Origin of the sequence: Maribacter litopenaei (genome assembly GCF_025244665.1) — a bacterium.
GTDB lineage: Bacteria > Bacteroidota > Bacteroidia > Flavobacteriales > Flavobacteriaceae > Maribacter > Maribacter litopenaei.
In genome coordinates this window covers 3,699,294-3,712,153 of the sequence record NZ_CP104205.1, presented here as the reverse complement: position 1 = coordinate 3,712,153, position 12,860 = coordinate 3,699,294, and the positions used below count along the sequence as shown (strand labels likewise).

The 12,860-nt window shown below is 40.6% G+C and carries 14 protein-coding genes and 3 pseudogenes; 15 read left to right on the top strand and 2 right to left on the bottom strand.

Annotated features, from left to right (window positions below; translation table 11 throughout):
- Positions 1-34 precede the first annotated feature (34 nt).
- A pseudogene (locus tag NYZ99_RS20030) lies at positions 35-977 on the bottom strand (SPFH domain-containing protein).
- Positions 978-1,337: 360 nt separating this feature from the next.
- Between NYZ99_RS20030 and NYZ99_RS20025 the strand changes: the two are divergent.
- The 15 genes and pseudogenes from NYZ99_RS20025 (at position 1,338) to NYZ99_RS19965 (ending at position 11,312) form a co-directional block, all read left to right on the top strand.
- Positions 1,338-1,829 (top strand): YybH family protein, encoded by a 492-nt coding sequence (locus NYZ99_RS20025; protein WP_260572828.1) that lies wholly within the window; start codon positions 1,338-1,340, stop codon positions 1,827-1,829.
- Between the two features lie 33 nt (positions 1,830-1,862).
- Positions 1,863-2,531: a hypothetical protein gene (locus NYZ99_RS20020; RefSeq protein ID WP_260572827.1), complete on the top strand. Its 669-nt coding sequence runs from the start codon at positions 1,863-1,865 to the stop codon at positions 2,529-2,531.
- Between the two features lie 44 nt (positions 2,532-2,575).
- Positions 2,576-2,824 carry a hypothetical protein gene (locus tag NYZ99_RS20015; RefSeq protein WP_260572826.1) on the top strand — a complete coding sequence of 83 codons (249 nt, stop codon included), beginning with the start codon at positions 2,576-2,578 and terminating at the stop codon, positions 2,822-2,824.
- A 153-nt stretch (positions 2,825-2,977) separates the two neighbouring features.
- Positions 2,978-3,304, top strand: a complete 327-nt coding sequence (locus NYZ99_RS20010) for a hypothetical protein (RefSeq protein WP_260572825.1) — start codon at positions 2,978-2,980, stop codon at positions 3,302-3,304.
- Complete coding sequence (locus tag NYZ99_RS20005; protein ID WP_260572824.1) at positions 3,291-4,034, top strand: amidohydrolase family protein; 744 nt, start codon at positions 3,291-3,293, stop codon at positions 4,032-4,034. Before NYZ99_RS20010 ends, NYZ99_RS20005 begins: the two co-directional genes overlap by 14 nt.
- 129 nt (positions 4,035-4,163) lie before the next feature.
- Positions 4,164-4,646, top strand: coding sequence for a YybH family protein (locus NYZ99_RS20000; RefSeq protein ID WP_260572823.1), 483 nt, complete (start codon positions 4,164-4,166; stop codon positions 4,644-4,646).
- A 44-nt stretch (positions 4,647-4,690) separates the two neighbouring features.
- Complete coding sequence (locus NYZ99_RS19995; protein ID WP_260572822.1) at positions 4,691-5,137, top strand: hypothetical protein; 447 nt, start codon at positions 4,691-4,693, stop codon at positions 5,135-5,137.
- Entirely contained in the window at positions 5,053-5,673 is a 621-nt protein-coding gene (locus NYZ99_RS19990) for a PliI family lysozyme inhibitor of I-type lysozyme (protein WP_260572821.1), read from the top strand. Before NYZ99_RS19995 ends, NYZ99_RS19990 begins: the two co-directional genes overlap by 85 nt.
- Before the next feature lie 106 nt (positions 5,674-5,779).
- Positions 5,780-6,619 (top strand): class I SAM-dependent methyltransferase, encoded by an 840-nt coding sequence (locus tag NYZ99_RS19985; protein ID WP_260572820.1) that lies wholly within the window; start codon positions 5,780-5,782, stop codon positions 6,617-6,619.
- Between the two features lie 30 nt (positions 6,620-6,649).
- Positions 6,650-6,924: pseudogene (locus NYZ99_RS22530) on the top strand (DUF1801 domain-containing protein); the annotation flags it as partial.
- 96 nt (positions 6,925-7,020) lie between these two features.
- Positions 7,021-7,284: a YdeI/OmpD-associated family protein gene (locus NYZ99_RS22525; protein WP_420845238.1), complete on the top strand. Its 264-nt coding sequence runs from the start codon at positions 7,021-7,023 to the stop codon at positions 7,282-7,284.
- A 135-nt stretch (positions 7,285-7,419) separates the two neighbouring features.
- Positions 7,420-7,791 carry a TSUP family transporter gene (locus NYZ99_RS22520; protein ID WP_338039165.1) on the top strand — a complete coding sequence of 124 codons (372 nt, stop codon included), beginning with the start codon at positions 7,420-7,422 and terminating at the stop codon, positions 7,789-7,791.
- Positions 7,751-8,158 (top strand): TSUP family transporter, encoded by a 408-nt coding sequence (locus NYZ99_RS22515; protein ID WP_338039164.1) that lies wholly within the window; start codon positions 7,751-7,753, stop codon positions 8,156-8,158. Before NYZ99_RS22520 ends, NYZ99_RS22515 begins: the two co-directional genes overlap by 41 nt.
- Before the next feature lie 88 nt (positions 8,159-8,246).
- Positions 8,247-9,224 (top strand): alkaline phosphatase family protein, encoded by a 978-nt coding sequence (locus NYZ99_RS19970; RefSeq protein WP_260572819.1) that lies wholly within the window; start codon positions 8,247-8,249, stop codon positions 9,222-9,224.
- Between the two features lie 378 nt (positions 9,225-9,602).
- Complete coding sequence (locus tag NYZ99_RS19965) at positions 9,603-11,312, top strand: tetratricopeptide repeat protein (RefSeq protein WP_260572818.1); 1,710 nt, start codon at positions 9,603-9,605, stop codon at positions 11,310-11,312.
- Positions 11,313-11,328: 16 nt separating this feature from the next.
- On the opposite strand, the pseudogene gltX reads toward NYZ99_RS19965, so the two are convergent.
- Positions 11,329-12,797, bottom strand: a pseudogene (gene gltX, locus NYZ99_RS19960) (glutamate--tRNA ligase).
- Between the last annotated feature and the right edge of the window lie 63 nt (positions 12,798-12,860).

Here is a 12,860-nt window from a genome sequence, read left to right as displayed (position 1 = left end):
GCCTTTTGATTTTAGTATTGAAAAGTATCTAATCTTAGGCTCTTCCTTTTTCATCGGGTTTTGTTCCCTGATTCTTCTTCATTTGCTCGCCTATCATGTTACTTGCCGTAAAAGAAGCCACCATATTGTTTAGCATATCACTGCCTGCTTGAGGCGAATTTGGCAACAAAATTAAATTGGTGTTCGTTTCTTCACCTATACTTTGCAACGTATCATAGTGCTGCGTCACCACAATCAAGGCCGAAGCTTCTTGGGAGTTGATACCCACTTTGTTCAAAACCTCAACGGACTCCTCCAAGCCACGGGCAATCTCACGACGCTGATCTGCAATACCCTGCCCTTGTAGCCTTTTGCTTTCCGCTTCTGCCTTTGCCTTTTCAACAATAAGGATACGAGCAGCATCACCTTCAAACTGGGCGGCGATTTTCTCCCTTTCCGATGCATTGATACGGTTCATCGCAGCCTTTACTTGTGGATCTGGATCAATGTCCGTAACAAGAGTCTTTATGATATCAAACCCATACTCCAACATAGCGTCATTTAGTTCTGCCTTGACAGCTAAGGCTATGTCGTCCTTTTTTACAAAGACATCGTCCAATTTCATTTTAGGAACCTCTGCTCGAACTACATCAAAAACATATGATGTAATTTGCTCATGGGGATAGTCCAGTTTATAGAATGCATCATATACCTTATCCTTAATGACCATATACTGCACGGACACCTTCAATCTTACAAATACATCATCCAAGGTCTTGGTTTCGATGATAACATCCAATTGTTGGATTTTTAAACTCAATCTTCCCGCAATTCTTTGAACAAACGGAATCTTAAACTGAAGTCCGTGAATGACGTATGCTGCTAAACCTTCCAAAAGTCTCTATAACCGCCGCGGTTTGCTGCTTTACGATAAATACAAAGGACAGAAGTAAAAGCCCTAAAATAATTACTATCGGTATTAAAATAAAATTTCCCATGTTTCCTTGGTTTAAAGTTAATTTGAATGAATGTACAAAATCATAGCATTTTATTAGTAGCAAACAATATGGTTTTGTTACTAAAGATGCGTTTATATGCCACGATGGCCTAAAATTCAAGTGACCATAAAACAATGTCAGCCAACGACTTAACCTAAGTCACCCTTGTGTAAGAAAATATAAACAAAATGAAAATACCGTTCATTATAATTAAGGGCCGATTTTTAGTGTGCGTGCTATTTACACACAAAAACAAACGATTGACACAGTATAAAGCTCAATAAATCAATGATTTTTGTTACATTTTAAAAGGAGTTTGTCACCAATCAAAATATCCAAAGCCAACTAAAACCTATTAAAATGAAAACTATAATTACCACTCGGATTTTTCTTGTGGGTGCCTTACTTTTCTACTTAACGGCCTGCGAAGAAGAGAAGATACAAGAAACAAAAACTAAAACCCCGGATGCAGAATTAAAAGCTTTAATCAAAGAGCACGTAGACAGTTTATATACCGTATACTCCAGATTCGATTATGACTGGATTGATTTTTATGAAGACCCCTATACCTACATATATCCAGATTCACCCATAGAAGTAAACAGAACCGACTCTTTAAGACAACACTGGAGTGGACTCTATAAAAAATACAATGTTAAGCTGTTGGCCCGTGGTGAACCAACTATTATAGCTTCAGAGGATATGGCGATTTCCTATAACAGTTTTAATGAGATTTTCATTAACAAACAAACCCAGGATACCACTAAAAATGTGGGCACCTATATCGTCGCCTGGCGCAGACAACCCGACGACTCATGGAAAATAGCTTTTGAAACCCTACACAACAATTAATTTCTCCTGATAACCAACTAAACCACTAAAAACATGAAAAATCCAATTCGATTCAACAGTGCTAGATCGACTCTAATTTTATTTCTAGTCATCATTTTGGCCATCCAATCCTGTAAAGAAGAAAAGAAAAAACTAACCGAAGAAATCCCGGAACAAAAGGAAATAACATCGGTTATTGATGTAATCACCAATAATATGGATTTTCAGGCTCCGGATACCATACCCTCCGGTTGGGTCACTTGGAAATACCAAAATAAATCTTCCCAGCCCCATTTTATTTTAATAGACGACCCCATCGACACTATTACCGTTAAAGAGTTTGAAGAAGAGTTGTTGCCCCCATTTGGCGAGGGTATTACCCTTTTATATGAAGGAAAAAATGATGAGGCTTTTGCCGCATTTGGAAAAATACCAGAATGGTATGGAGGCACCGTATGGCCGGGTGGTGTTGGACTGATTTCCGGAGGGCATACCGCCCGGACCACTCTTAAATTGAATCCGGGATACTATATCATGGAGTGCTATGTAAAAATGCCAAACGGTATGTTCCATACCAATATGGGTATGTATAAGGTATTAGTGGTGTCTGATGAAGTTTCTCCCCTTCCGAACCCAGTGCGGACATTTCCATTACAATTTCCGGAGAAACCGGTATATCATTTGAACCACCGTCTAGCGCAGGAACCTTTACGTTCTCAGTAAACTATCCGGACCAAAAAAAACACGAACATTTTCAAGGGCACGACGTGAATTTGGTACAGATATCAGAAGGTGCGGATACAAAAAAACTTGAAACCTGGATGAACTGGCTGAATCTGGATGGGCTCATAGACCCTGTTCCGGAGGGCTTTACCTTTTTAGGTGGTGTCAATGATATGCCCGCCGGTAAAACCGGATACTTTACGGCCATCTTGGAGCCTGGCACCTATGCCTTGATTTCGGAGGTGCCCGAGGCTTCAACCAAGAACATGCTCAAAGTCTTTAAAGTAAAATAGAAAATAAGCAAAGTCGATTACAAATGAAAAACCGTTTTGTTGCCGCCATTTTTCTACTAATCAATCTATCTTGTTCAGAACCGGCAATCTACGACCTGGTCATCCGAGAACGTTGGGCTCTTTGATGGTCAAACCGACCAAGGAAGGGTTAACTTGGCCATAAATGATGATACTATCGCAATAATCACCAAAGAAGAGGTTCAGGGTGATTCCCTGATTGACGGCGCAGGAAAATATATTATTCCCGGATTGGTCAATGCCCACGTACATGCGTCTAAGGAGGAAGATTTAAAAAGTGGCTATCCCTTTGGCATACTATACCTGCTAAATATGCATACCGGATTGGAGGAGCGAGAGGCCAATTGGAAAAAAATCACAAAGGATTCCATTGGTTATTCCATACTTTACGGATCCGGACACGCCGCCACCGTTCCCAATGGGCACCCAACCCAGTTTAGTCCGAGAGATGGAAACCATTAATGACTCCACATCCATTGAGGACTGGGTAGACCGCCGTATTGCCAATGGTGTGGATTATATTAAACTAATTCATGTCACACGAGGTTTTATGGGCGAACCCATTCCACCCTCCCTAAATTATGAGCAAATAGACCAACTCATTCAGTACTCACATAAAAAGGGGTACAAAGTGGTAGTGCATGCTAACTCTGTGGAGGAGATGATGAAAATTGCAAAATTTAAACCAGATGGTTTTGTTCACATGTTGGACTATAAGGATGAATTTCCAATTCCCAATACTTATTATGAAGAATTAGGACGGAGTGGCGCCTTCGTGGTTACTACGGGAGGTATTGCACTTAAGCCAATGGAGGGGTTTCCGCCTTTTGTAGTGGATTGGGTAACTGAAAATTTATTGGATGCAAAAGAAAGGGCAGAAATCATAAAAAAATACCATGATAGCAACATTACTATAGTGGCTGGCACAGATGCTCAAGAAGGCCAAATGGATTTTGGAGAGGATTACTTTTTAGAGATAGATCTGTACAAAATAGCAGGGCTTTCCAATTTGGAAATTCTACGAAGCGCCACGGGAAATGCCGCAAAGGCTTTTGATTTGCCCATTGGGGAGGTTAAAGAGGGTGGAAGTGCCACGTTTATTGTCCTAGAAAAGAATCCTTTGGAAGATATTTCAGCCCTTAAAAATGTAAATGCAATATGGAAAAATGGTAGGAAGGACCTTATTGAATAATACTTTTTGCCTGCAAACCAAAAATCATACTAGAAAGGCAATCCTATTCAATTGAACAATACTAAATCTTAGATTTTAATTTTCAATAAAGAAGGCCAGCAATTGCTTAAACAACCAAAAAATCACGAAATGAAACACTATTTTATTCTCTTAACATCTGTATTGCTGATTTCCTGTGCGGAGAAGACTTCTGAGGTCGATACAGAAACGGAAAAACCTATCACAACCAATTTCCAGGAAGATTTGGACCAAATAGAAGACATGAGGGCCTCTTTTCAAAAGACCGTAAAAGAGAAACGGTATGGGGATTTGGGAAGCTTTGTAACAAAGGATCTCATCTCCATTGGTCCAGGCAGCGAGGATTGGATTGCCTATAGGGCCTTGAGGGAGCAACATGGAAACAAATTTCGATATGACAGTATTATCATGACCCCAAAAGAAACCGTCATATTATCCGACACCATAGCTTATGATTTTGGGGTAAGCCGAACCTTCTATACGGATGAAAACGGAACGGTACATGAAATGGGCGACACCTTTCTTGTCCTTTTGAAGAAGGTAGATGGCGAATGGAAATTGTACCGTGAGCTAGCTTCTTCACTAGTTGAATGAAGATTTTTTGTACTTTCAAAGGAACGTTTCAATTTATCTGTATTATGAGAAATATCCTTTTCCTTGTCATGGTATTCCTTCTCTTCAATGCCTGCAAGGAAGGCACAAAAGAGACAAAAGCACCCGAAACAAGTACAGTGGTGCCCGATACCGTTTCTCCGGAAAATAGTATCCTAGAGGGAAATTATACGGACGAAAGCTATGCAAAACGAAGCGAAGGATACGATTGGGTGGGGGTCTCAATCCGTACATTGGATGAAAACAGTATTTCCGTTTCTGTAAGGTCCGGGCGGACAAGAAAAGACCCACCTGTACATTTGACACCAATGCTTACAAAGAAAAGAGGAACATCTTTAGGGCCGTCTATGATGGTAACGACATTTTATTCTCTTTTTCAGAAGGGGCTTTGGAAATATCCTCGGAGGACGAATTTGTCTTATCCTTTTTCTGTAATGGTGGGGCCAGTTTGGCCGGAATCTACAATAAAATAGAGGGCTCGTTGGACGAAAGCCAGGTCGATCCTACTTCCTTTTCCAAAGTGCTGAATTTACAGGGCATTGGCTTTAATGTTTCCGCAGCGCCTAAAAACAAGGGAAACATCCTATCCATATATACTTTTGGTCTTGACGGGAAAGATTATAACGAAACTTTTACCATTACGGGTGAGGAAGTGGTCGATGCGGAGGTTGAAGATCTTAATTCTGATGGTTCCCCTGAACTTTTAGTGTTTACACAATCGAAAGGAAGTGGAAGTTACTGCAAGGTGTATGCATTTTCGGTGAACAATATGAAATCCATGAGTCAAGTATACTTTCCTCCTATCTCAGAGAATAAAAACATAAATCAGGGATATATGGGACATGATGAATTCTCGTTGATCGAAAACACGTTGGTTCATCGGTTTCCTATCTACAAAGCAGGAGACACAAATGCAGCTCCAACCGGAGGTACTAGACAAATCGGTTATAAATTGGTTGAGGGAGAGGCCATGCGTAAATTAGAGGTTGCTTCCGTATCCGAATATTAAATTACCTAGATGCAAGGGTGTTAATTTTAACCATTGGGCTACTTTTAGTAGTAATAACCAACAGGGTGTATTATCTGCCCAAAGACTTGCCAAAAAAGTTCATATTATGGAAGGCCTTGAACTCAAGCTGAATGCACATTATAACCAACCGGACCTTTATGAAGATATTTTGAATCGACTTCAAGAGCAGGGTATCAAAACGGGCCAAGTTCGTCGCGCGGATATTTCCGCAGTTGATGAATTTCACGTAAGGGGAGCGGCTGTCTCCAAAGAACTTGCGGCTAGTATTTCTATGAAAGACAAGACGGTGCTCGATGTGGGCTGTGGCCTGGGTGGTCCCTGCAGGATGCTCGCCGATGAATATTCTTGCCGTGTGACCGGAATTGACTTAAGCAATGAATACATTAGAACGGCCAAGGAGCTTTCCAAATTGGTCGGTTTAGCTCAAAAAACATCGTTCATCCAAGGCGATGCTACAAATCTGCCGTTTGAGCAGAACACTTTTGACGTGGTATGGACGCAACACGTTCAAATGAACATTCCGGACAAAGAGAAGCTTTATTCAGAAATCATTCGGGTATTAAGACCAGGTGGTTATTTCCTCTATTACGATATTTTAAAAAAGGGGGTTGCCCCCGTTACCTATCCCATGCCATGGGCGGGTACTTCAGACCTAAGCTTTCTAATCACTGCGGAGGAAATGGACCACATTCTGCTATCAAAGGGTTTGCTTTTAGAAAGAGAAACAGACCAGACACTAGCTGGAATTGAATTTTTTGAATCTTTGGTCGCCCGACTAAAGGAACATGATCCGCCTAAAATTGGCCTCAATGTGCTTATGGGCGAAACCACCAAGCCAAAGTTACTCAACTTACTAACGCACCTTAAATCCGGTGCATTAGAGCTGAGAAGCGGGGTTTTTCAAAAACCAATAAGCAATAGTTAAGCATAGTCCTATTATTTTTAACTTGGTGGGATGAATCCTAAAGTCTCCGATTTTCTTTTAAGACAAAAAAACTGGCACGAAGAACTAACCGAGCTTCGAAAAATACTGCTTGATTGTGGGTTGGAAGAAGAATTCAAATGGCGCAATCCATGTTATACCCATAAGGGCAAGAATATCGCACTTCTCGGCCCTTTAAAAATTTTTGCTGCCTTGGTTTTTTTAAGGGAAGCCTGTTAAAGGATGATAACGGTATTTTAAAACAACAAGGGGAAAACACACAATCGGCCCGTGTGGCTCCATTTACGGATACAAAGGAAATCATCCGGTTGACGCCTGTCATTAAGGCCTATATTTTTGAGGCTATTGAAATAGAAAAATCAGGGTTAAAAGTTGAATACAGCATGCCGGAAGAAATGGATTTTCCCGAAGAACTACAAAGAGCCTTTGAAGAAGATTCGGACCTCAAAACTGCATTTGAAAAGCTTACTCCAGGTCGACAAAAAGGATATTTACTTTATTTTTCAGGCGCGAAGCAATCAGCAACAAGAACATCGAGAATTGAAAAATATAAATCCCGTATTTTCGATGGAAAGGGTTTTCATGATTGTGTCTGTGGACAATCCAAAAAAATGCCCTCATGCGATGGTTCCCATAAGTATATTTGAGATAACGCGACATCAGGCAGGACCCAAAAGGTATTTGAGACAAAACGAAATTGAAGATCTTTACAATCCATATGGTGGTTATATCTCGTTTATCACGTAAATTGCCCTTGATGCCATCAACCCGAAACCAATCCTGTGGGTAAATTAAATTCTCTCTTTTTGCTATTCGCCTTAGTGGCTGAAATTGTAGGTACAGTTGGGGGTTTTGGATCCTCCGTTTTCTTTGTTCCCATAGGCAATTTCTTTTTTGATTTTCATTTTGTTCTTGGTCTTACCGCGTTGTTTCACTTGTTTAGCAACATTAGTAAAATCGTTCTGTTCAAAAAGGGGCTAGACAAGAAACTACTTTTACATATTGGTCTTCCATCTGTACTATTTGTTATCATAGGCGGATATCTGACCAAAATCGTTGATAGTCTTTATTTAGAAATTATTCTAGCGGTTTTTCTCGGTAGCATTAAGTCTTTTGTTTCTAATCAAAAAAGACCTTGTTATACGTCCAGATAGAAATAATGCTGTAACTGGAGGAATTTTGTCAGGCTTCTCCGCCGGGCTATTAGGAACTGGAGGTGCCATTCGTGGCCTCACCATGGCTGCTTTCAATTTGGAAAAGAGTGTCTTTATTGCAACTTCCGCCTTTATAGATTTCTTCATAGATTTCACTAGAACCTTTGTTTATTTCAATAATGGGTATATCCATAAGGAACACCTCATTTATCTGCCGTTTCTATTGGTTATTGGAGTTTCGGGTACTTATCCGGGAAAGCGAATTCTTCATTATATCGAACAGGATAAATTCAAGACCATTTCCTTGGTGCTTATTTTGTTAATTGGAGTCGTAACCATGGTAAACGTACTCGTAAAATCAAACTGATAATTTCATACGGTACTTGCTAGGTGTATTTCTTTGTTTCATTTCTTAGAAGTCCTATTTTAGGGGCAGGATTTTTATCGATTCGCTTATGTCCCTAAGAAACAAGGCTTGCTGGCTTTTACTAAATCTCTTTTTAGTACTGATTTCTTCATGTAAAAGCAGTATTGGCACCGTTTATCCTCCCGTTAAGAATTCAAGAGAATCTTTAGACAAACCCTATGTAATTCTCGTTTCCCTGGATGGTTTCAGATGGGACTATGTGGAACGATTCAACCCTCCTTTTTTGAAAAGTTTCATTCAAAACGGGGTAAAGGCCTCGTCCTTAATTCCGTCTTTTCCTTCCAAAACCTTTCCAAACCATTACACCATCGCCACAGGAATGTACCCTGATAAGCACGGGATTGTTGGAAATTCCTTTTACAGCCATAAGAAAGACCGGACCTATCGTATTGGGAATAGGGAGTTTGTGGAAGATGGTACATTTTATAACGGCACACCCCTGTGGATACAGGCGGCAAAATCAGGAATGCTGTCGGCCAGTTATTTTTTTGTGGGGTCAGAAGCGAATATCCAAGGTATCCGGCCTTCGTACTACAAAAAGTACGATGCGTCCGTGAAAAACGAGGAGAGGGTCTCAGAGGTGCTTCAATGGCTTTCTTTGCCGGAAACCAAAAGACCCCATCTAATTACCATGTATTTTTCCGACATGGATGATGTAGGCCATCGATTTGGACCAAATGGGGGTGCGGAGCTCAAAAGAACCTTGATGGCCTTGGATCAAAATCTTAAAGCCCTGTATGAAGGTGTTCAAGCCACCAAGTTATCTGTGGATATTATAATCGTATCCGACCATGGTATGGCAAATGTGCCCAAAGAACGGTATATTCCTGTTGACCCTATCTTGAATGATTCGCTTTACACAGTGGTGGATAATGGGGCCATTTTAAATATCCATTTAAATAATAACCTCAAAGAAGACTCTATTCTCCTGAATTTGAAACAAAAGGAAAATCATTTTAAAGTCTACAAAACCACCGAAACGCCTGGGTTTGAATATACCCCGTAAAACCCCGATTGGGGAGAAATCCAGGTCATTCCCGATTTTGGCTATTATTTTGCGAAACAAGAAAAGATCGACAAGGTCATTTCAAAATCGAAAACACCCTTCGGAGTCCATGGCTATGATCCAAGGCAAAAGGAGATGCATGGAATTTTCTATGCCAATGGGCCTAGTTTTAAAAGCGATTATGAAATAGGTTCATTTAAAAACATCCATATATATCCCTTAGTGTGTGAAATATTGGGGCTGGAAATTCCCAAAGACATCGACGGGGATTTGAATGTGTTGAAAAAAACACTTAATTGAAATTTATTTGGGCCTTTTTCTTAGGACTTTTACTAAATTTAATGTGTAACACTCTGTTTTCCATTAAATTATTTGGTCATGGCATATAGGATATTGTTGGGGTCTGTTATTATGTTCTTTTTTTCTTGTAAAGAACAAGTTAAAACACCTCTTGTTACTTCTAACTACAGTTGTGCCCCCGTTGTTTCTGATCGTGAGTGGTATAAAACTTCGAATAAAGCTCCCTTGTTTGAAGGAATGGGCAATCTTTCATATCCCATTGAAACCGAAAAAAGTGTCGTTCAGGATTATTTTGACCAAGGCATGGTACTATCTTACGGCTTTAACCATGCAGAAGCTGCCCGCTCATTTTACTACGCCACAAAGCTAGATTCCACTTGTGCTATGGCATATTGGGGTTATGCTTATGTCCTTGGGCCCAATTATAATGCAGGAATGGAAGATGATAACTATGAAAGGGCCTACGAGGCTATTCAAAAAGCCCTTGATTTATCCAAAAATAGCACAAATGAAAAAGAAAAAGGAATCATTTATGCCATGTCCAAAAGATATGTAAAAGAACCCGCTGTAGACAGACGTCACTTGGATGTAGCCTATTCCGGCGCAATGAGACTTTTATATGAACAATATCCCAATGATTCCGAAATAGGAACCCTATATGCCGAATCATTAATGAATCTACACAAGTGGGATCTTTATGAAAAAGACGGTCAAATAAAACCTTGGACACCCGAAATATTGGAAGCTTTGCAGAATGTGTTGTCAATTCACCCCAATCATCCCGGAGCCAATCATTTTTTTATTCATGCCGTAGAACAATCGAAAAACCCCGGCAAAGGTCTGCCAAGCGCAAAGAAGTTTGATGATGGTATAGTCCCTAATGCTGGTCACCTAGTACATATGCCCTCCCATATTTACATAAGAACCGGAGATTATCATAAAGGAACCCTGGCTAATATTAATGCTATTGAGGTGGATAGCTCCTATGTGGCAGCCTGCAATGCACAGGGTGTTTACCCCTTGTCATATTATCCCCATAATCAACATTTTATGGCAGCAACAGCTACTCCGGAAGGCAATGGGCATTGGGCTATTTACGCGGCTAATGCGGTCTCAAAAAACGCCAATCTTCAACTTATGAAAGAACCTGGTTGGGGTACCTTACAACATTATTATACTATTCCCTACTATGTTTTCGTAAAGTTTGGAAAGTGGGATAGCATTCTTGGGTTGGCCAACGAGGTTCCCGAATTGGAATATCCAAGCGCAATATTACACTACGCAAAGGGCATGGCTTATCTAGGTAAAAATCAAATCTCCAAAGCAAACTTGGAGTTAAGGGAACTAAGGAAAATAGCTGAGAATGAAAAACTTAAGGAAATAACTATTTGGGACATCAATACGGTATATGATTTGGTTCAAATAGCCCATAAAGTGCTGAATTCACAGTTGTTGCTATCGGAAGGAAAAGAAGATGAAAGCATACAAGTTCTAAGGGAGGCTATAGCCATAGAAGATGGTCTTAATTATAATGAGCCTCCTGATTGGTTTTTCTCCGTTAGACACTATTTGGGCCATGCACAGTTGTCCGCAGGAAGGTTTGATGATGCTATTTTGACTTATCAAGAAGATCTTGAGAGATTGCCAAAAAACGGTTGGGCACTTAAAGGTTTAGAATTGGCCTACAAGGGAAAAAATGAAACTGAAAAGGAATCGGAAACCGGGCGGGCATTTTCAAAGTCATGGGAATACGCAGATATTTCAATAAACTCTTCTATTGTTCAATGATAATCAGCGCGTTTCATTATCCTAGGATACTAATTGCCCTCCGAATTCGCCCCTTACTTTCTTCTTTCCCTATCATCGACATAATATCAAAAATGTGAGGCCCTTTCATCTCTCCCACCAAAACCAACCGCAACGGAGGCATCACTTTTCCAAATGACAGTTCCTTTTCGGAAATCCAGGCCTTTACGACCTCTTCTACCTTTTCAGAAGAAAAGTCCACTATACTTTCCAATACATGGCTTAAATCCTCCATGATTTTACTTGTGTCTTCCTTCCATTGTTTTTTCACGGCCTTCTCGTCATACTGGTCAGGTGCTTTGAAAAAGTAATCACTGAGCTCCCAAAAATCGGAAACAAAGGTGGCCCTCTCCTTTATGAGGCTAACTACCTTTTGTACAAATTCCTCGGACACAGACCCTACTCCTTTATCTGAAAGTTCTTGTTGGTATGACCTGGCCAAAACAGCATCATCCATCTGATGCATATATTGTTGATTATACCACTTGGTTTTGTCCGGGTCGAAACGAGCCCCGGACTTATTTACTCGGTCCAAGGAAAACGACTCAACCAATTCGCCCAAACTAAAAAGCTCCTGTTCCGTTCCGGGGTTCCACCCTAGTAAGGCTAAAAAATTTACCACCGCTTCCGGAAAATATCCCGCTTCCCTATAACCAATGGACTCGTTCCAAGATAAAGGAAAAACAGGGAACCCTCCCTTTTCGCCATCTCGCTTACTCAACTTTCCTTTACCAACAGGCTTCATAATCAATGGCAAGTGTGCAAATTGGGGCGCTTCCCACCCAAAAGCATCGTATAACTGCTGGTGCAGGGCCAATGACGGCAACCACTCCTCTCCTCGTATCACATGGCTAATCTCCATTAAATGGTCGTCGACAATATTTGCAAGATGATAGGTAGGCATACCATCACTTTTAAATAGCACCTTGTCATCCAACGTGTTGGTGTCTATTTCTATGTCTCCGCGAATGATGTCCTTTAGATGTAGTTTCTCATCCGGAGGGGTTAGAAACCGAATGACGTAATCTTCCCCGGAATCAATTCTTTTCTGAACTTCTTCGGCATCATGGACAACGAATTGTCAAGTTTAAGCCGGTTGTGCCAATTATATATGAAGGTCTTGCCTTTGGCCTCGTGATCTTTCCGATGAAAATCCAATTTTTCGGCAGTATCAAAAGCGTAATAGGCCTTTCCGCTGTCTATCAAATCCTCGGCGAATTTTTTGTGAAGATGTTTGCGTTCACTTTGCCTATAAGGGCCGTATTTGCCCAAAGTGTTTCCTTTTGTGGTTGGCGAAGATGGCCCTTCATCAAACGGAATTCCACACCAATTCAAGGAATCAACAATATACTGCTCTGCGCCTTCCACAAACCTATTTTGATCTGTATCTTCTATTCGAAGTATAAAATCGCCCTGGTTTTTCTTGGCAAATAAATAATTAAAAAGGGCCGTTCTCACGCCCCCAATGTGTAACGGTCATGTGGGACTTGGTGCAAACCTAACTCGTACTTTTTTTGTCATTTGGCAAAG